The 20564-nt window shown below is 31.0% G+C and carries 22 protein-coding genes; 11 read left to right on the top strand and 11 right to left on the bottom strand.

The window, feature by feature from the left end:
- Positions 1-25 precede the first annotated feature (25 nt).
- Positions 26-925, bottom strand: a complete 900-nt coding sequence (gene xerD / locus ACZ451_RS17845) for a site-specific tyrosine recombinase XerD (RefSeq protein ID WP_464214768.1) — start codon at positions 923-925, stop codon at positions 26-28.
- A gap of 194 nt (positions 926-1119) precedes the next feature.
- Here xerD and ACZ451_RS17840 point away from each other — a divergent pair, with 194 nt between their 5' ends.
- The 5 genes from ACZ451_RS17840 to aroQ all read left to right on the top strand — a co-directional run bounded on the left by ACZ451_RS17840 (position 1120) and on the right by aroQ (position 4816).
- A complete protein-coding gene (locus ACZ451_RS17840) occupies positions 1120-1695 on the top strand; it encodes a hypothetical protein (protein WP_464214767.1) in 576 nt (191 codons plus the stop codon).
- A gap of 495 nt (positions 1696-2190) precedes the next feature.
- Complete coding sequence (locus tag ACZ451_RS17835) at positions 2191-2766, top strand: hypothetical protein (RefSeq protein ID WP_464214767.1); 576 nt, start codon at positions 2191-2193, stop codon at positions 2764-2766.
- Positions 2767-3176: 410 nt separating this feature from the next.
- Positions 3177-3698 carry a hypothetical protein gene (locus ACZ451_RS17830; protein ID WP_464214766.1) on the top strand — a complete coding sequence of 174 codons (522 nt, stop codon included), beginning with the start codon at positions 3177-3179 and terminating at the stop codon, positions 3696-3698.
- Positions 3699-3852: 154 nt separating this feature from the next.
- Positions 3853-4317: a hypothetical protein gene (locus tag ACZ451_RS17825; RefSeq protein ID WP_464214765.1), complete on the top strand. Its 465-nt coding sequence runs from the start codon at positions 3853-3855 to the stop codon at positions 4315-4317.
- A gap of 76 nt (positions 4318-4393) precedes the next feature.
- Entirely contained in the window at positions 4394-4816 is a 423-nt protein-coding gene (gene aroQ, locus ACZ451_RS17820; RefSeq protein WP_464214764.1) for a type II 3-dehydroquinate dehydratase, read from the top strand.
- 1 nt (position 4817) lies between these two features.
- Here the strand turns inward: aroQ and ACZ451_RS17815 are convergent, their stop codons facing one another.
- Positions 4818-5123, bottom strand: a complete 306-nt coding sequence (locus tag ACZ451_RS17815; protein WP_464214763.1) for a hypothetical protein — start codon at positions 5121-5123, stop codon at positions 4818-4820.
- A gap of 30 nt (positions 5124-5153) precedes the next feature.
- Positions 5154-5840, bottom strand: coding sequence for a hypothetical protein (locus ACZ451_RS17810; RefSeq protein WP_464214762.1), 687 nt, complete (start codon positions 5838-5840; stop codon positions 5154-5156).
- 161 nt (positions 5841-6001) lie between these two features.
- Here ACZ451_RS17810 and ACZ451_RS17805 point away from each other — a divergent pair, with 161 nt between their 5' ends.
- Entirely contained in the window at positions 6002-7171 is a 1170-nt protein-coding gene (locus ACZ451_RS17805; protein ID WP_464214761.1) for a PQQ-dependent sugar dehydrogenase, read from the top strand.
- Here the strand turns inward: ACZ451_RS17805 and ACZ451_RS17800 are convergent.
- From ACZ451_RS17800 to ACZ451_RS17780, 5 genes are all read right to left on the bottom strand, one after another.
- Positions 7168-7452, bottom strand: a complete 285-nt coding sequence (locus tag ACZ451_RS17800) for a DUF3817 domain-containing protein (protein WP_464214760.1) — start codon at positions 7450-7452, stop codon at positions 7168-7170. The genes ACZ451_RS17805 and ACZ451_RS17800 overlap by 4 nt on opposite strands.
- A gap of 57 nt (positions 7453-7509) precedes the next feature.
- A complete protein-coding gene (gene lpdA / locus ACZ451_RS17795; protein WP_464214759.1) occupies positions 7510-8901 on the bottom strand; it encodes a dihydrolipoyl dehydrogenase in 1392 nt (463 codons plus the stop codon).
- Positions 8902-9077: 176 nt separating this feature from the next.
- Entirely contained in the window at positions 9078-9482 is a 405-nt protein-coding gene (msrB, locus tag ACZ451_RS17790; protein ID WP_464214758.1) for a peptide-methionine (R)-S-oxide reductase MsrB, read from the bottom strand.
- Positions 9483-9612: 130 nt separating this feature from the next.
- A complete protein-coding gene (gene msrB / locus ACZ451_RS17785) occupies positions 9613-10119 on the bottom strand; it encodes a peptide-methionine (R)-S-oxide reductase MsrB (protein ID WP_464214757.1) in 507 nt (168 codons plus the stop codon).
- 233 nt (positions 10120-10352) lie between these two features.
- Complete coding sequence (locus ACZ451_RS17780; RefSeq protein WP_464214756.1) at positions 10353-10916, bottom strand: collagen-like protein; 564 nt, start codon at positions 10914-10916, stop codon at positions 10353-10355.
- A gap of 155 nt (positions 10917-11071) precedes the next feature.
- Here ACZ451_RS17780 and glgB point away from each other — a divergent pair, with 155 nt between their 5' ends.
- From glgB to ACZ451_RS17760, 4 genes are all read left to right on the top strand, one after another.
- A complete protein-coding gene (gene glgB, locus ACZ451_RS17775; RefSeq protein WP_464214755.1) occupies positions 11072-12967 on the top strand; it encodes a 1,4-alpha-glucan branching protein GlgB in 1896 nt (631 codons plus the stop codon).
- Positions 12968-13065: 98 nt separating this feature from the next.
- Entirely contained in the window at positions 13066-15462 is a 2397-nt protein-coding gene (locus ACZ451_RS17770; protein ID WP_464214754.1) for a glycoside hydrolase family 31 protein, read from the top strand.
- A gap of 105 nt (positions 15463-15567) precedes the next feature.
- On the top strand, positions 15568-16377 hold the full coding sequence (locus tag ACZ451_RS17765; protein ID WP_464214753.1) for a M48 family metallopeptidase: 810 nt from the start codon (positions 15568-15570) through the stop codon (positions 16375-16377).
- An 88-nt stretch (positions 16378-16465) separates the two neighbouring features.
- On the top strand, positions 16466-17785 hold the full coding sequence (locus ACZ451_RS17760) for an MFS transporter (protein ID WP_464214752.1): 1320 nt from the start codon (positions 16466-16468) through the stop codon (positions 17783-17785).
- 114 nt (positions 17786-17899) lie between these two features.
- Here ACZ451_RS17760 and ACZ451_RS17755 read toward each other — a convergent pair whose 3' ends face one another.
- The 3 genes from ACZ451_RS17755 to ACZ451_RS17745 all read right to left on the bottom strand — a co-directional run bounded on the left by ACZ451_RS17755 (position 17900) and on the right by ACZ451_RS17745 (position 19957).
- On the bottom strand, positions 17900-18091 hold the full coding sequence (locus ACZ451_RS17755; protein ID WP_464214751.1) for a cold-shock protein: 192 nt from the start codon (positions 18089-18091) through the stop codon (positions 17900-17902).
- Between the two features lie 183 nt (positions 18092-18274).
- Positions 18275-19186 carry a bifunctional metallophosphatase/5'-nucleotidase gene (locus ACZ451_RS17750; protein WP_464214750.1) on the bottom strand — a complete coding sequence of 304 codons (912 nt, stop codon included), beginning with the start codon at positions 19184-19186 and terminating at the stop codon, positions 18275-18277.
- A gap of 6 nt (positions 19187-19192) precedes the next feature.
- A complete protein-coding gene (locus ACZ451_RS17745) occupies positions 19193-19957 on the bottom strand; it encodes a 5'-nucleotidase C-terminal domain-containing protein (protein WP_464214749.1) in 765 nt (254 codons plus the stop codon).
- Positions 19958-20023: 66 nt separating this feature from the next.
- Between ACZ451_RS17745 and ACZ451_RS17740 the strand changes: the two genes are divergently transcribed.
- Entirely contained in the window at positions 20024-20563 is a 540-nt protein-coding gene (locus ACZ451_RS17740) for a DUF6913 domain-containing protein (RefSeq protein ID WP_464214748.1), read from the top strand.
- Position 20564 lies beyond the last annotated feature (1 nt).

The raw sequence follows: 20564 nt of genomic DNA, 5'->3' as shown, positions 1-20564 counted from the left end.
TATAAAAATATTTTAGTTACCAATTTTATTTCTTTCTAGGATGAAATTGATTTAAAACTGTTGCTAAATGAGATCTATCAACATGTACATATACTTCGGTAGTTGTAATGCTTTCATGCCCTAACATTTGCTGTATAGCTCTTAAATCTGCTCCATTAGTAAGTAAATGTGTAGCAAACGAATGTCTAAAGGTATGTGGGCTAATTGTTTTTGTTAATTTAATCTCTTTTGCAAGTTGTTTAATAATTGTGAAAATCATAGCTCTTGTAAGTTGCTTACCTCTTCTGTTTAAAAAAAGAATATCTTCAAAACCTTTTTGGATTTTTAAATGTGGGCGGACTTCATCTTTATATATGGTAATATATTTTTTATTGATCGTACTAATAGGAACAAAGCGTTGCTTATCACCTTTCCCTGTGATTTTAATAAAATCTTCATCAAAATATAAATCAGAAATATTTAAATTGATAAGTTCTGATACTCTTAATCCGCAACCGTATAAGGTTTCTAGCATAGCACGGTTACGTTCACCTTCTGCCTTACTAAGATCTATAGCATTGATAAGCTTATTTATTTCATCAATAGAAAGTGTATCAGGAAGTTTTCTCCCTATTTTAGGAGCTTCTATTAAGTCTAATGGATTATCATTTCTATAGTCTTCAAAAACTAAATAATTAAAAAAACTTTTTAAACCAGAAATAATTCTTGCTTGCGACCTTGGATTTACATCTTTAGCAATTTCATAAATAAATTGTTGGATAATCTCCTGATCAATTTTTAGGGGAGATATTGTAATAGTATGATCTTTAAGAAATAACAGTAATTTTTCTACATCTAAAATGTAATTAGCTACAGAGTTTTTAGAGAGTCCTCTTTCAATTTTTAGATAATATTTATAATCAATTAGGGTCTCTTTCCATTTCATTTTGAAAAATAATGCATTTTAACGATAATTTTTGCTTTTTAACTGATACAAATCATTTTTTATAAGCTGTAACTTGTTAAATTTTATGTTTCACAACAATTTTGAATGTTTTTACAACTATTATGTATGTAGATAATATTAGCTATTCTATGTTTGTTGCATAAAATTAAGTAAAAATAAAACAAAACCAAATTATGAAAAAAGTATTAGTAGTAGCGGTAATTGCATTAATAAGTTTTAGTGCAAATGCACAATTTAAATTAGGATTCGGTGTAGGATATGCAAATCCTTTAGGAGATCTTTCTGATGGATCTAGTGGCGGTGTGTCTGCTTATGGTGAATTAGGATATGGTATTAATGAGAGTCTAGATGTATCATTATTATATCAAGGAGATTTCTTAGCAAGTGCCGATAATGTTGTTAGTACTGGAGGTGTAGAAGTAACATCATCTCTATCTGCAGTAACTGTAAGTAGCATTATGGCTAACGGGCGTTATTTTTTCTCAACAAATAAATTTAAGCCTTATGCTGGTTTAGGTATTGGTATTGCAAGTGTAAGTGGAGGTGATGTAGATGTTGATTTAGGAGGATTAGGAAATGTAAATGTAGATGCAGGAAGTACTTCAAATTTTGCTTTTAGACCATCTTTAGGATTTAAATATGGAGTGTTTAATGCAAATGTAGCATACTTAAGCGCTGGTAAAATTGGTGATACATCTGTTGCAGATCTTTCTTTCAACATTGGACTGTTATTTACTTTCGGAGAATAGTATTATATATTGTAATTCAAATAAAATTTAAAGCGGAAACATTAAGTGTTTCCGCTTTTTGTTTAGGCGCTACAGTATAAAATATTACAAATATAATATCACATAATATGTAAGTAAATTTATAAATTATTAAACAAAATTAAATATAAAATGTATAGATTAAAATTTTTTAATTGAGTTAATCTTATTGAGAGTTAAATAATATGGTGTAATCTAAATTAATAAGTTGAGATTTTTTATTAAAAAAACCATTATAATTTTGAAGTGTATAAAATTGAAATTTATGATTAAAACCTATTAAAATTAACATTTCAAAGAAATTTTAAATTTTTATTTATATAAATATTATGAAATTAATTTATATCATGTTATCTATTGCTGCATAAAGTATAAATTTTTTAATTACAAAAAAAATATTATAATGTATTTTCTATATAGTTTTATTTACTTATGTTTGTTGCACTAAATTAAATAAAAATAAAACAAAATTAAATTATGAAAAAAGTATTAGTAGTAGCGGTAATTGCATTAATAAGTTTTAGTGCAAATGCACAATTTAAATTAGGATTCGGTGTAGGATATGCAAATCCTTTAGGAGATCTTTCTGATGGATCTAGTGGCGGTGTGTCTGCTTATGGTGAATTAGGATATGGTATTAATGAGAGTCTAGATGTATCATTATTATATCAAGGAGATTTCTTAGCAAGTGCTGATAATGTTGTTAGTACTGGAGGTGTAGAAGTAACATCATCTCTATCTGCAGTAACTGTAAGTAGCATTATGGCTAACGGTCGTTATTTTTTCTCAACAAACAAATTTAAGCCTTATGCTGGTTTAGGTATTGGTATTGCAAGTGTAAGTGGAGGTGATGTAGATGTTGATTTAGGAGGATTAGGAAATGTAAATGTAGATGCAGGAAGTACTTCAAATTTTGCTTTTAGACCATCTTTAGGATTTAAATATGGAGTGTTTAATGCAAATGTAGCATACTTAAGCGCTGGTAAAATTGGTGATACATCTGTTGCAGATCTTTCTTTCAACATTGGACTGTTATTTACTTTCGGAGAATAGTATTATAATTCAATTAAAATTAATGAGACTGTCTGATAAGGCAGTCTCTTTTTTTGTTTAATAGCAGATAATAATATTTCAAAAATATAATATTCAAAAGCTTGTTTTTCTTTACATATTCTCTTTTCTAGTAGAGAGCATAATTATGAGCATTTTAGCAAGCCTTATAACGATGTTTTAGTTGAAATACTAGATATATTTATTTTCTTCTTTTAAGTTTAATTCATCCCGCTTTTCAGGCATCATCTTATTTCATATTCCAATCTTTAACAGATTTCATTTATTGAGTTTTTTTAAATTATGTTTCTATAATTTTATATGAATAAAAACATTTATGCAATTTATTTTCTACATAATATTATTTTATTTATGTTTGTTTAATAAAATTAAATAAAAACAAAAATCAAATTATGAAAAAAATATTTGTAGTTGCAGCATTCACATTATTTGGATTTGTGAACATAAATGCACAAGATGCAATATCTGGTGGACAAACTGATGAAGGAAGTTGGTTGATTGAAGCAAATACAGGTTTTGGTACTCCAATAGGTGCAAACACTTCTTTTGGACTACTATCTGTAGATGGCACTACGATTTGGTCTTTAGGTGCAGAAGGAGGTTATTTTGTTGCAGATGATTTAGCAATAAAACTAGGTTTAGGTTATACTGATCAAGGAGTAGGTATATTTTCTTATAAAATAGGGGCAAAGTATTATATTTCGGGAATGATTCCTATCCAAGTAGATTATACTGGTGCTAGTATCAATGACGCTGACGTTAGTCTAAATTTTATTGGTTTACAAGGTGGTTATGCTATCTTTTTAGGAGATAATGTAAGTATTGAACCAGGTTTTCGCTATAACCTTACATTGGATGATGCATTAGCAGAAAGTGCATTACAATTTAATATAGGTTTTGCTCTTCATTTCTAAATAGTAAATAATATAATATAAAAAACGGAAACACTTAATGTTTCCGTTTTTTTGTTTTAAAGAATATTTATAAAAAACTAAAGCCATTAGTTTGTACGTATCTATTATATCAATTAATTTTGATTAAACTTAAAACAAACAAAAACAATAGAAAATGAAAAAAATAGGAACATTAGTTTTAGTTCTTTTTGCATTTGGAATCATGAAAACCAATGCGCAGTCTGATTATAAAATAGCAGCAGGTCTTGGTTTAGATTTTGGTGGAGGATCTACTTTTGTAGGCCCTAGTGGAAAATTCTTCTTGGCTGAGCAACATGCTATTCAAGCAGAAATTATGTTTGAAACAGGAAGAACACTTATTACTGGAATCTATCAATATCATGGGGATATTACCAATGCCGATGGCTTAAATTGGTTTGCTGGTGGAGGACTATCAATTGGTTTTATAGAAGGAGGTGATTCTGCTTTCGCTTTAAGACCTACGGCAGGTTTAGAATACAGAATTCCTGATGTTCCATTGGCTTTTTCGTTTGATTGGAGACCTTTTATTGGTTTAGGGGATAATGCAGGAAATGAAGTAGGCGCTTTCGGATTAGGAATTCGTTATGTAATTGAATAAATTATATAGGTAAGATTTAAAAGCAGAAGTTTTACTTCTGCTTTTTTTATGCCTTCTAATTTGATATTTTTACAAAATGAAATTATTACTTTTAAATGGCCCCAATCTAAATTTACTTGGAAAACGAGAACCAGAAGTATATGGGAATACTACTTTTGAAGATTATTTTAAGCAACTACAATCTAAATTTTCACAAATATCATTAGAATATTATCAGTCTAATGTAGAAGGAGAGTTGATTAATAAATTACACGATTGTGGTTTTAATGCTTATGAAGGTATCATTTTAAATGCAGGCGCTTATACACATACTTCGATAGGAATAGGAGATGCTATAAAGGGCATAGAAACTCCTGTTGTAGAAGTACATATTAGCAATACCTTTGGCAGAGAAGAGTTTCGGCACAAGTCCTACATATCTCCTGTAGCGAAAGGTGTTATATTGGGTTTTGGTTTAGAAAGCTATGATTTAGCTATTCAAAGCTTTTTAAATAGCTAAACTATTCTTGCTCTTTATGAGTCTGTTTTTGTATTTTTTTTAAATCCATACTTTTTTTGATGCCTGCTCCAGCAATCACTGCCCCCACAATACTAAAAAAACCAGCTACACCAATTTTTCCAGCTACATCATAGATACCCCATAGTATTGAATTTAGTCGCATTTCTTCATTAGAGTTTTCCCAAGCTGCTAAATCATAATACATATAAATACCAAAAGCAATAAAACCAATGCCTACTAGTACACTCCATATCATGGATGTATTAGGGTTTTTAGACGATTTTCCTGTGTACATGTTATCCTTCATGATTTTAATTTTTAAGAAGTTAATAGTATATTATTCTGATTGTTCTATTTCAAAAATACCACCAGATAATTCTTGATTTTTAGGATCAAAACCATAAAACACACCCAACTTAAAATAAGTTAAGGATAATTTTATCGTCTTTTCAGTAAAATTCTCATTGTTTAAGTTAAACTCAAAATCTTCATCTTTACTAAAAGATTTATGGCCTTGTAGCCATATGCTATCTCCTTTAATCTCTTTTACTAAAAACCAGGTATGACCACTTTTTTTGGTGTCATTATTTACTGAAGTAATCAATCCCATTACCTTATCTCCTACACCAACATTTTTTACAGCAGCCATATTGTTGTTATAATTATTAGATTCATATGCAGAATACCCAATGCCACCAATTACTGCTATTACTAATATTATAATGATAACAATGAGCCCTTTAGAGAATTTAAACTTTTTAGGTGCTAGTTTAAGTTTTTGTTTTTCAGTGGTAAAATAGTTCTCAATTTCATCTGTCCATACAACTGGATTTATTTCTGTATTTGTGTGATGGCATACCAATATACCAGTAACTTTATTTGTGATATTGGTAATAAATGGAGTTTCTATTTTTTTTTGATAAAAGTTGAGTTCTAAACAATCTATATTTCCACAATCTGGACATTTAGAAGGTATTCTTTTACTTCCTACTGGATCATAAATTTCTTTAACTTGATAAAACATATTTAGTTAGTTGATTAGTGCAACAAATATAAAGGAATTGGTTAATGAGGCACTCCCTGAAAATGGTGAATTTATAGTTGCATATTTATACAAATCATTTCTATTAAGAAATATCCCTCATCTAAAATAGGGTACTTTTACGTATACACTAAAAAGAGATTATGAAATTAAATTTTTTTATTTCCTATGCGCTATGCATATTTTTTATATCCTGTAATAGTAATTCTGAAACGAATACAGTAGAAGAAGAGCCCCAGCCTCTTGAAAATACTACTGTTACTTTAGTAAATGCATATCCTGCACTTAGTTTTCAAAATCCATTAGATTTTCAAACAGCTAAGGATGGTACTAATAGGGTGTTTGTTCTTGAACAAAGTGGTATTATTAAAGTATTTCAAAATAATGAAGAAACAACTGAAGTTGAAATATTTCTAGATCTTAGAAATAAGATTAACACCAATGCAGGAGAACAAGGTTTGTTAGGGCTTGCATTTCATCCAGATTTTGATACTAACGGTTATTTTTATGTGAACTATACACCTACAACAACATTATCTTTAGTATCTCGATTTCAAGTTTCTACTACAAATAATAATGTTGCTAATCTAGATTCAGAACGTATCATATTAGAAATACCACAACCTTTTACCAACCATAATGGTGGACAATTGGCCTTTGGAGTAGATGGTTATTTATATATTGCATCTGGTGATGGTGGATCTGGTGGTGATCCTCAGAATAATGCACAGAATAGAGCTAATTTATTAGGGGCAATTTTAAGAATCGATGTTGACCAAACTGAAAATGGATTAAACTATGCTATCCCTACTGATAATCCATTTATCAATGAATCAAATGTGAGATCAGAAATTTATGCTTATGGATTAAGAAACCCATGGCGAATGAGTTTTGATGCCCCAACAAATACACTCTGGGTTGGAGATGTAGGACAAAATGTTATAGAAGAAATAGATGTTATTGTATCTGGTGGAAATTATGGATGGAAACTTTTTGAAGGAACTTCTTGTTTTTCGGGTGCTTGTGATTCTAATGGGCTAATAGCGCCAATATTTGAATACGACCAAACGAATGGAGATAGATCAATAACAGGCGGTTATGTGTATAGAGGAGAGGCAATTAGTGCTTTAAATGCTAAATATATTTATGGCGATTTTGCTAGTGGTAGAATTTGGGCCTTAAATTTAGATGGTAGTGCGAATACCTTAGTAGTAGAATCTAATTTAAATATCGCCTCTTTTGGTATTGATGCTCAGAATGAATTATATATCTGTGCTTTTGATGGTATGATATATAAATTTGTAGAAAATTAATTTTGTAAGGGTTTTAAGTACTTTTTATCAATATAAAAAGTAGCGAAAGGAAGCAGAGAAGCTATAAAGAGAATAATAAACCTTTTTATACTCCATTTCCGTTTTATACAAAAAAGAGCTGCTAATACTACATAAGCTATAAATAAAAATCCATGCGCATAACCAATATAAATATTAGGCTCTGGTATCTTAGCCATATATTTTAAGGGCATTCCTAAACCAAAAAGTAATAAATAAGAAATTCCTTCTAAGAGTGCGGTAATCCTAAATATTTTTAGCATAAAAGGATATTTAGTTTTTTACCTATCTGGTTTTAAAAACCAGATAGGTAAAATATTTTATAAATGTATTACTTCATCATAAGCAGCAGCAACAGCTTCCATTACAGCTTCACTCATGGTTGGGTGTGGGTGTATTGCTTTTAAAATTTCATGACCTGTAGTTTCTAATTTACGTGCCACAACAGCTTCAGCAATCATATCAGTTACCCCAGCACCAATCATATGGCAACCTAACCATTCACCATATTTAGCATCAAAAATTACTTTTACAAAACCATCTGGAGTACCACCAGCTTTAGCTTTACCACTAGCAGAAAATGGGAATTTACCAACTTTAATATCAATGCCTTTCTCTATAGCTTGTTTTTCTGTTAAACCTACTGATGCTATTTCAGGAGTACAATAGGTACAACCAGGAATATTGCCATAGTCTAAAGGATCTACATGCATATTTGCTAATTTTTCTACACACAGTATTCCTTCAGCAGAAGCCACGTGAGCTAATGCTGGTCCAGGAGTTACATCACCAATGGCATAGTAACCAGGAATGTTAGTTTGGTAAAAATCGTTTACCAATATCTTGTCCCTATCTACTGCTATACCTACATCTTCTAAACCAATATTTTCTATATTGGTCTTAATTCCTACAGCAGATAAAACAATATCAGCTTCAAGGATTTCTTCTCCTTTACTGGTCTTTACTGTAACTTTTACACCTTCTCCAGAAGTGTCTACTTTAGTAACTTCAGAAGATGTTTTTATTTTAATGCCAGTTTTTTTGAAACTACGTTCTAATTGTTTAGAAATATCTACGTCTTCTACTGGTACTATATTAGGTAAGTATTCTATAACAGTAACTTCTGTCCCCATAGCATTGTAGAAATAGGCAAATTCTATTCCTATGGCACCACTACCAACCACAATCATTTTTTTAGGCTGACTTTTTAAAGTCATTGCTTGTCTATACCCTATAATTTTATTTCCATCTTGCGGTAAACTTGGCAATTCTCTACTTCTTGCTCCTGTTGCTATTATAATATTGGTAGCGTTATATTCTGTTTCTGTACCATCTGCTGCCGTAACCGCTACTTTTTTTCCAGATTTTAATTTTCCGAAACCATTGATGACTTCAATTTTATTTTTTTTCATTAAAAATTGAACACCTTTACTCATACCGTCAGCAACTCCACGACTTCTTTTTACAACAGCTTCAAAATCTTTATCAACACCATCAACTTTTAATCCATAGTCTTCAGCATGCTGCAAATAATTAAATACTTGAGCAGATTTTAATAAGGCTTTTGTAGGGATACATCCCCAGTTAAGGCATACACCACCAAGGTTTTCCTTTTCTACAATAGCAGTTTTAAAACCTAATTGAGAAGCTCTAATTGCAGTTACATATCCGCCAGGACCACTACCTAAAACTATAATATCAAAATTACTCATGTATGTATTTTTAAGAAGATTAAATTTTAAAGTTGCAAAAGTACGGAATTCAAGCCCCAATTACCAAATAGAATAGTGTTGAATAAAGGTTAAATTAAAGTAGTTTTTAATCTTTTTGAGACTTATAAAGTGATTATGATTTTTTAGACACTTGGATATATTCTATGTCATTAATTTTATTTCGGATCAAACCCGATACTTGCAGAATTAATACAATAGCGTTGCCCAGTTGTTTCTTTAGGACCATCGTCAAAAATATGCCCTAAATGTCCGCCACAATTAGAACATACGGTTTCAGTTCTAATCATTCCATGTGTAGTATCTCTTATGTAAGTTACTGCTCCTTCAATAGATTTATCAAAAGAAGGCCAGCCACATCCACTTTCAAATTTATGCTCACTCGTAAATAATTTAGCATTACAGCCTTTACAATGGTAATCTCCATTTTCAAAATGAAGATTTAGGGCTCCTGTATGGGGGTATTCGGTCCCTTTTTTTCGTAATATTCTATATTCTTCTTCTGAAAGTTGTGCTTTCCATTCTGCTTCAGATTTTTCTACATTGTATTTTTTTTCTAGCATAGTATAAATTTAAGAAGAATAAGTAGAAATATAAAATGGGTTAAGAAATATCAAATTTCATAAACCCATTTTTTTAAAACATCAACCAAATAGGATACGTCTGAATATATAATTCAGCAATTGTATTTTTTTATTTTGAAGGGACAAATTTTAATGCCCCACCATTAATGCAATGTCTTTTTCCTGTAGTTTCTCTTGGTCCGTCAGAAAAAACATGACCTAAATGACCGCCACAATTTGCACAATGTTCTTCAGTTCTGGCATAACCTATTTTATAGTCAGTATCAAAGGCTACATTTCCCTTTATTTCTTGATCAAAACTTGGCCATCCTGTACCAGAATTAAATTTATTTTCACTTTTAAATAAAGGAATGTCACAACCCGCACAAGTATATACACCTTCTTGTTTATTATCTAATAAGTTACTTGTAAATGCCCGTTCTGTACCTGCTTTTCTTAAGATATAATATTGTGTATCTGTAAGTGCTTTTCGCCACTCTTCATCTGTTTTAGTAACCTTATAAACAGTTTCTTTAGTACTAGAAGTACTATCGTCTAAAGTAAGTTCTTTCTCTTGTGAAATTCCTTTGCAACTTGCTATAAGTATTACAATACTAAATGCTATATTTTTAAACATATGGGACTTTTTTTTAATAGGTCGTAATTGATCTTCATTACTTCCAAAAATTAACATGCTTTAACAATCTAGAAGTCAATTTCTTACTTAATAATTAGAATTTAATTCAAATTACTTTTTCATATAAAACCTCTAGTTGATCTTTGTATGGGCTCCCAAATTAATATTTTTTTAAATAAAAAACCTCAATATGCAAAATGCTATTGAGGTTTGTATTTTTCTTTAGAAATGTATTATTTCATTTGAAAACGTTGAATGTCTTTTTCTTCAATCCCTATACTTTTTAAAACAGCAGTCATATCTGTTCTATCAAATTTACCGCTTGCTGCGTCACTAGGAATAATAACCACTCTGAATATTTGATTATCTGTAAAATCTGTGCTTAAATTTATCAAATCAAAATTCCCATCAATAAATATATCAGTATCCACAAAATTGTGAGCAAATGTATATTGAATAGTTCCTTCGTTCAAGAAAAAATTCTGCGGTATTAAACTCCAATTATTAGCAGGCCCATCACTTAAGTCTACAGTTCCATCAAATCGATAGATTAATATAGCATCAGTTTCTCTTACTTCAAAATTGGTAAAATCACCAAAAGTAAGCCTGGTTGTATGCCAATTATTAGCATTTTCATAAATAAAATTAACATTTTCTATTTCAAAAACCTGCCCTTGTACACCAGGTTCTCCATCAATTCCGTCTCTTCCAGGTGTACCATCTCTTCCAGTATCTACACTACAAGATGTGGCTATAATTGCTAAAAATATTCCGAATACTACTGTAATTTTTTTCATATACTTTGTGGTTTTAAGTTCTATAATTTTTAATATTTATGTTAGTATAGCAAAGAGCGTTCCAAACTTTTTATTGTATGGTATTTAAAAACTAACGTCATATAGGTTTATGTATTATATAAACTTGTTTTATATTGCGATAAATACATTAAAAAATGCCAGAAGTTTTAGTTCACAGCTTATTTACAGATTTTGATATTAACTTATTTAAGTCAGGAAAACATTTTAAATTATATGAAAAGCTAGGTTCGCATGTAACCGAAATTAATGGTGTAAAAGGTACTTATTTTGCTGTTTGGGCTCCTACAGCCAAATCGGTTTCCGTTGTTGGAGATTTTAATTTTTGGGATAAACATACACATCAACTCAATGTGCGTTGGGATGAAAGTGGCATTTGGGAAGGTTTTATACCTGAAGTTAAAAACGGTGCTTTGTATAAATATAGTATTACCTCTAATAATAATGACATTGTTACAGAAAAGGCAGATCCTTTTGCTAGATATTGTGAAACGCCCCCAAAAACTGGTTCTGTAGTTTGGGAAGAAAACTATCAATGGAAAGATACCAATTGGATGGGATACCGATCTGATAAAAATGGATTGGATAAGCCTTATGCTGTTTATGAAGTACATTTGGGGTCTTGGAAAAGAAATGCAGCAAATGAATTTCTTAGTTATACAGCATTAGCTGAAGATTTAGTGAATTACGTAAAAGAAATGAATTTTACACATGTAGAATTTATGCCTGTGATGGAGTACCCTTATGATCCTTCTTGGGGGTATCAACTTACTGGGTATTTTGCACCCACATCAAGATTTGGGAATCCTGAAGAATTTAAATTTTTAGTTGATACTCTGCATCAGAATGATATTGGCGTAATTTTAGATTGGGTGCCTTCTCATTTTCCGGAAGATGCACATGGACTCGGTTTTTTTGATGGATCTCATTTATATGAGCATCCAGATAGGAGAAAAGGCTATCATCCAGATTGGAAAAGTTTAATATTTAATTATGGTCGTAATGAAGTACGTGCCTTTTTAATTAGCAATGCCGCTTTTTGGTTAGATCAGTTTCATATAGATGGCTTAAGAGTAGATGCAGTTGCTTCTATGATTTATTTAGACTATTCTAGAGAAGAAGGGGAGTGGGAACCAAATATATATGGTAATAACGAAAATTTAGAGGCCATATCATTTATTAGAGAAATGAATGAGTATTTGTATACTACATTTGAGGGTATACAAACCATTGCAGAAGAATCCACAGCTTTTTCTGGAGTTTCTAAGCCTGTAAATTTAGGAGGTTTAGGATTTGGAATGAAATGGATGATGGGATGGATGCATGATACTCTAGAATATTTTAAAAAAGAACCGATCTACCGAAAGCATCATCAAAACGATATTACGTTTAGTTTAACCTATGCATTTACAGAAAACTTTATGTTGCCTTTTTCTCATGACGAAGTCGTTTATGGGAAAAAATCACTTCTGTATAGAATGCCTGGAGATGAGTGGCAGCAGTTTGCAAACCTAAGATTACTTTTTGGATATATGTATACACATCCTGGGGCTAATCTTATTTTTATGGGAGGTGAATTTGGGCAATCTTCGGAATGGAACTTTCAACAAAGTTTAGATTGGCATTTAACGCAATACGATTTTCATTCTGGTGTTCAAGATTTGGTAAAAGATTTAAACGGTATTTATAAAACTCATCCAGCACTTTATGAAAAACAATTTAGTCCAGAAGGTTTCCAATGGATAGATTATAGCGATCATGAAAATTCTGTATTAAGTTATATCCGTAAAGGCCATGACACAAAAAACGACCTTATTATTGTTTGTAATTTAACACCTGTAGTACGAGAAAATTATCACCTTGGTATTCCTATTTCTGCTGGCGTAGAAGAGTTATTTAATACAGATTCTAAAAAATATGGAGGTAGCGGAATACACAATACAGTTATAAAAAAGATAAAAAAACCATTACACGGACATCAGAATTCTATTAAAATTAATCTACCTCCTTTAAGTATTATCATTTTAAAGTAAAAAAAATAGGTATCTCATAATAGTTAATAACTCATAGTAATATCTTTTTATTATGTAATAGTAATTCTATTAATTTATACCGCAAAAGAAATTAAACTATGATCACTAATCAAGAATTAGAATATAAAGGGAATCTTTATCCCAATCAAATTAAAGATTTTAAAAGAGACGCAGATAAATTCTATTTTACAACTGCTAACGGAGTTATTTTAGAAATAACAGTTTTACGAGATAGCGTTGTACGTTTTAGGTATGCCACAGAGAATACTTTTGAGCCAGATTTTTCATATGCTATTAGTGATGATAGTAATAGTGGATACAATACATTAGAAATTGAAGAAACCAAAGGAGAGTATTATATCATTACTTCTAAAATAAAAGTATTAGTTGATAAGCAAACCTTAAGAACTCAAATTTCTGATTTAGAAGGTAATATTATAAATGAGGATGAATTGGGCTTTCATTGGGAAGAAAACCACCAATATGGAGGTAATACCGTAAAAATGAGTAAGATTACGCAATCTGCTGAGAGTTTTTATGGAATGGGAGATAAGGCTACACACTCTAATTTAAAAGGGAAAAGAATAGAGAATTGGGCAACAGATCAATATGCTTATGGAAAAGATCAAGATCCACTTTACAAAGCCATTCCTTTTTACACCGGATTGCATCATGGAAAAGCCTATGGTATTTTCTTTGATAATACCTTTAAAACACATTTTGATTTTTCTCAAGAGCGTAGAAATGTAACAAGTTTTTGGGCAGATGGTGGAGAAATGAACTATTATTTCTTTTATGGTCCTAAAGTGTCAGAAGTAGTTCTTGCTTACACAGATTTAACAGGTACACCAGAAATGCCACCCTTATGGGCACTAGGTTTTCATCAGTCTAAATGGAGTTACTATCCAGAAAGTAAAGTAAAAGAAATCACTAATAAGTTTCGAGAATTAAGAATTCCATGTGATGGTATTTATTTAGATATTGATTATATGGATGGTTTCCGTTGTTTTACATGGAATAAAGAATACTTTCCTAATCCGAAGAAAATGATTCAGGAACTTAGTGATGATGGTTTTAAAACGGTTGTTATTATAGATCCAGGAATTAAAGTTGATAAAGAATATTCTGTTTACCAAGAAGGCGTAGCAAATGATTATTTCTGTAAGCGTGGTGATGGGCCTTATATGAAAGGGAAAGTTTGGCCAGGTGAATGTAATTTTCCAGATTATACCAATCCAGAAGTTAGAGAATGGTGGGCAGGTTTATATAAAGAACTTATTGGTGAAATGGGTGTAAAAGGTGTTTGGAATGATATGAACGAACCAGCAGTAATGGAGGTTCCGGGAAAAACATTTCCTTTAGATGTGCGTCATGATTATGATGGGCATCCATGTAGTCATAGAAAGGCACATAATATCTACGGAACGCAAATGGCTCGTGCAACCTATGAAGGAGTAAAACAATTCTCATACCCTAAAAGGCCTTTTGTTATTACACGTTCAGCATATTCCGGAGCGCAGCGTTACACCTCTACTTGGACAGGAGATAATATTGCAACTTGGGAACATTTATGGATTGCAAATGTGCAAATGCAACGTATGTGTATGAGCGGTATGTCTTTTGTAGGATCTGATATTGGAGGTTTTGCAGAACAACCCAACGGAGAATTATTTGCAAGGTGGATTCAACTTGGAATTTTCCACCCGTTCTGTAGAGTACATTCTAGTGGTGATCATGGAGAACAAGAGCCTTGGTCTTTTGATACTGATATTACTAATATAGTAAGAACATATATAGAATTAAGATATCAATTATTACCTTACTTGTATACCATGTTCTGGAAATATTCTGAAGAAGGAACACCAATGTTACAATCTTTAGTACATTATGATCAAGAAGATGCACAAACGCATTTTAGAACAGACGAATTTATTTTTGGAGATCAGATTCTTGTATGCCCAGTTCAAGAGCCTAATGCTAAGGGCAGAAGAATGTATATTCCTAGAGGGCAATGGTATAACTATTGGACTGGTGAACTTTTAACTGGTGGAATGGAAAAATGGGTGGTAGCAGATATCGATATTATTCCTTTATTTATTAAAGAAGGTGCTATAATCCCTAAGTATCCTGTACAGCAATATGTAGGAGAAAAAGAAATTAAAGAATTGGTTTTGGACGCTTACTATAAATTGGGTGTAGAAAAATCTACCGTGTATGAAGATGATCAAGATGGTTATGATTATAAAAAAGGAAGATATAGTTTAAGAAACTTTAGACATAAAGGAAAGGAAAACGAAGTGATTATTCAACAATTTAAAGATGGTAAGTTTATTACTGCTTATGAAACGTTTAAATTTAATTTTCATGGACTTCCTTTTGAAATAGGGACTATAGAAATAGACAATGAAATAGTGTCGTTAGAATCTGTAAATTTAAATGGGAATACTATAGAAGTAAGTAAAGATTTTACAGAGCTGCATATTACAGGAAAGTAATTTTTTTTGTAATTTTAACATACACTAACTAGTTTAATAATTTTGATTTAAGATGCTTATTTTAAGTTATTTATAATCAGTATTATTAGGCATAACAAAAATATCATGAAAAAAATAGTATTAGTTGTATTCATTTTTTTAGGTGTTGCAGCTTGTAAAACAAATCCTTTTACTGGGAAAAAAATGTTGAATTTTTATCCCAATAGTCAAATTTTCCCAACTGCTTTTGCACAATACAATCAGTTTTTAACTCAAAATAAAAAAGTTGAAAACACTCCAGAATCACGTATGATTTCAAAAGTGGGTCAACGTATTGCAGTTGCGGCAGAACGTTGGTTAACAGCAAATGGACACCCAGGATATCTTAAAGATTATAAATGGGAGTATAATCTAGTAGATGATAAAACTGTGAATGCTTGGTGTATGCCAGGGGGTAAAATTGTTTTTTACACAGGAATACTGCCTATTACACAAACAGAAACTGGTATAGCAGTAGTTATGGGGCATGAGGTGGCGCATGCACTAGCAGATCATGGAGCACAACGTATGAGTGCAGGTACTATCCAACAAGGATTAGCTGTAGCAGGTAATGTTGCTTTTAAAGACGATCAAAAAAGAGCAATTTTCAACCAAGCATATGCAGTTGGTTCTCAAGTAGGTGTTATGTTACCATTTAGTAGAAGTCATGAAATAGAAGCTGATAATATAGGTTTACATATTATGGCAATTGCGGGTTATAATCCAGATGAAGCAGCAAATTTATGGAGACGTATGAAAGCAAATAGTGGTGGACAAGCACCACCAGAATTTATGAGTACGCACCCTTCAAACGATACCAGAATTAATAACTTAACAGAATGGGCACCGCTTGCTAGAGCTGAGGCAGCTAAATTTGGAATTACTTCTTTTGATTAGATAAAACATATTAAAACCTTATATTTATAAGCTGTTCTAAATCTAGAACAGCTTTTTTTAGTTCATTTTTTAAATACCAATCCTAACTATGGCAAGAGTACAAGCAGAAAAAGGAAGTAAAAAATTATTAAATGCATGGGCATTTTACGATTGGGCTAATTCGGTATACAGCTTAGTTATAGCTTCTGCTATATTTCCTATTTTTTATGGTGCTATATTTAGAGCTGCTGGGATTGAAAAAGTTAACGTTTTTGGTTTTGAATTAGAAAGAACGCCACTCATAAGTTATACTACTTCCGTAGCATTTGTTTTTATAGCTATCATAACCCCTTTACTCTCTGGAGTAGCAGATTACCTAGGGAATAAAAAGATTTTTATGAAATTCTTCTGCTATTTAGGAGGTTTATCATGTATAGGGTTATATTGGTTTTCTATAGAAAATATCTATTTAGGTTTAGCTTGTTACTTTTTTGGTTTAGTAGGCTTTTGGGTCAGTTTTGCTATTAATAATTCGTATTTACCAGATGTGGCTTTTTTAGAGCAGCAAGATAAAATTAGTGCAAAAGGCTTCTCTATGGGCTATGCAGGTAGTGTTTTATTACTATTAATTAATTTAGCAATGGTGATGCAACCCCATTGGTTTGGTATTATGGCTGATTCTGAAACAGCAGAGATAAAAGCAATGAAAATATCATTCGCTACTGTTGGGATATGGTGGATTGGTTTTGCACAATATACCTTCTATCATCTGCCAAAAGGGGTAAAAAGAGAAGGAGAACGTAAAAATGTGATCTTAAATGGTTTTAAAGAACTAAAAGGAGTTTGGAAACAATTAGGGAACGAAATAAAACTAAAAAGATATCTAATTGCTTTTTTTGTATACAGCATGGCTGTACAAACGGTAATGCTAATAGCGACTTATTTTGGAGAAGAAAAAATAAATTGGGGAGGCGATACGGAAAGGACAATTGGACTTATTGTAAGCATATTAGTAATTCAATTAGTTGCTATACTAGGAGCTCTTTTTACAGCCAAAGCATCAAATGCGTTTGGAAATGTTAAAACCTTAATTGGTGTAAATATCCTTTGGGTAGCGATATGTATTTATGCTTATTTTGTAATTACGCCAACAGATTTTTATATCGCAGCGGGTTGCGTTGGTTTAGTTATGGGAGGTATCCAAGCGCTTTCTAGATCTACCTATTCTAAATTTATACCAGAAACAACCGATACTACTTCATTTTTTAGTTTCTATGATGTTTCAGAAAAAATAGGAATTGTTATCGGTACGTTTATGTTTGCATATATTACACAAATAACGGGTAATATGCGCAATGCTATTATATTTTTAGGTTTGTTTTTCTTAGTAGGAGCATTTTTACTGACTAGAGTAAATAAAGTGAAATAAAAATAAAAACAAGCTTATTTATTTGTACTGAATTTATTCGGCTAATACATTTAAAAACAGAAAATCCCGTTCAACATCTTGAACGGGATTTTTTAAAGTCTTAAAAAGTATATATTATAGTACTCTTACGTTTACCGCGTTTAATCCTTTTCTTCCTTCTTCTAGATCAAATTCAACTTCATCGCCTTCACGAATTTCGTCTACTAATCCAGAAACGTGTACAAAGTGATCCTTGTCTACGCCTTCTTCAGTGATAAAACCAAAACCTTTAGTGTCATTGAAGAATTTTACTGTTCCTTTACTCATGTTAAAAATTTAAATTAATTATGTATTAAAATGCAAAGATGGTGCCAATAATTTTAAAAAACACCATTTTATGAAAAAAATTAAATATAATTTTATTTTAAGCTTTATTTAGCAGCCTAGTTATCATGTGGTTAGCTGCTAAAAACCTATAGTATATCAGTATTTTTCTGATAAATATCTTATCTAAACAGTAATACTAATGCCATCTGCATTTATGTTTTGGTTATCATCAAAATAAAAATCTATCTTGCCTAGGTTAATACCAAAACAACCAACCTGATTTATTAAAACTTTTTTGCCCTTTGCATTAGTAGCTATAGTGGGTTTATCTAAAAAAGTATGCGTATGCCCACCAATAATTAAATGTGTATGTGCTGTTTTTGAAGCTAATTTATGGTCATCTGGTTTATTACTATCCTCATATTTATACCCTAAATGTGATAAGCAAATAATAAGCTGGCACCCTTTTTCTTCTTTTAATTTACGTTCCGTATCCAAGGCTATTTCAATAGGGTTGAGATATTTAGTTTCTTTATATAACTTTTTGGTTACCAAACCATTTAATTGAATTCCTATACCATATACACCAATTTTAATACCATCTACTAAATAGATAGTATATGGTTTAGTGTAGCCATCTAAGATAGTATTGCTAAAATCATAATTTGCAGAAAGTAGTTTAAATTTTGCATTTGGTAATTGGGCATATAAGCCTTCAATACCATTGTCAAAATCATGATTACCTATTGTGGCTGCATCATATTTTAACATACTCATTAGTTTAAATTCTAACTCGCCACCATAAAAATTAAAATATGGAGTGCCTTGAAAAATATCACCTGCATCAAATAATAGGGTATTTGGATTTTCTTTGCGAATAGAATTCACTAAAGTAGCTCTACGGGCTAAACCACCTAAGTTTGGATATTGAGAATGTGTTTTTGGGAAAGCATCTATATGGCTATGTACATCATTAGTATGCAAAATAGTAATCTTTTTACTTTTCTGAATGGAACAAGCATTTAAAGAAAGTCCTCCTAAACCAATAAAACTTAAAGTAGCACCAGTACTAGAAATAAATTGTCTTCTTTTCATAATTATTTAATCTAGTTTTTTAAATCTATCATCTCTTACCGGAAAAATAGTGTCATACTTTATAAAATAATCTATCATAACATTTCTAATTAAATAATCCGTTTCAGTAAGCGTAATCTTATCTTCAAAAAAAGTCATTTGATCACCTCCATTTACTAGATAATTAGATGTAGCTACATGGTAAATTACGTTTTCATCAAAAGGTTTCCCCTGTATGTTTACTTCTGATAAGCTATTATTTTTATCTAAAATTATTTGTATGCCAGCTATGGGATGAGGTCTGTTAGACTCTATTAAGTATTTTACAAGATTCCGTATTGCTTTTCCTCGCAATGCAACCACTACTACTGTATTCTCAAATGGCATAACTTCATAGGCTGTTCTTCTTGTAATAGTTCCTTTGGAGATAACACTTCTAATGCCTCCATGGTTTAATAATACAAAATCTATTTCTTTTTGAGTTCGAGATTTAAAAATAGGATTAGTAAGTTCAAAAACAGCATCAGCCATTAAATTCCCTGCGGTGGTATTGTATTTTCCATCTTCTTTAGAAATTGTTTTGGGTGTGTACGCTAAAGCACTATCTAAAACTTTATTGATGTGTTCTTGAAAAGGTGCTACAAAGTTAGTGATCTCACTCACTTCTTTAAGATCTTTAGAAATAGGGATGTTTTTAGCTTCTATTTCATGCAAATACTTTTTTTTGTCTTCACAGGAAGAAAATGAAATAATTGTTATAAATATAACAAATTGTGTTAATTTTAAAAGCATATAAGTTTTTATCTTCGTATCAAATTGCTCTGAATATTATTTACATTTGTATAAATGTAAAAATACATGTTTTTAAAGGCTTTAAAAGAAAAACTTAAACATAAATCTGGGCAGAAATATGTGAAACAGCTTTTAGCTAATCCAGAACGTAGTTCTAGACCGGGTAAAGGTGGGGTATTATCTATTGGATGTATAGTAGATTTAGATAAATTTGATAACACTAATGTTTTTTATGAGTTAGTAGATGAATTTTCTCTGCGACCTAATTCGGTAAAAATAATTGGATATAAGAATTTTTATGATAAAAATTCGCCTTATTCAACGCCTGTTTTTTCCGATAAGGATTTAGGATGGAATGGGAACTTAGAAAATAGTTACGTTTTAGAATTTATCAATAAAGAGTACGATCTCCTTATAAATTATTATACAGATGATAATTTATTACTACAGCTAATGAGCGTAAAAACAAAAGCTCGTTTGCGTGTTGGTTTTTATGAAGTAGATAAAGATTTTAATGATTTAATTATTAATACTCCAATTACTGATTTCGCACTATTTAAAGAAGAATTAAAAAAATATCTTAAGATTCTTAAAGAAGTTAGGTAAA

Source organism: Allocellulophaga tsushimaensis (assembly GCF_055383085.1).
The sequence above is the reverse complement of the archived record's forward strand: the minus strand, read 5'-3'. Positions and strand labels throughout refer to the sequence as shown.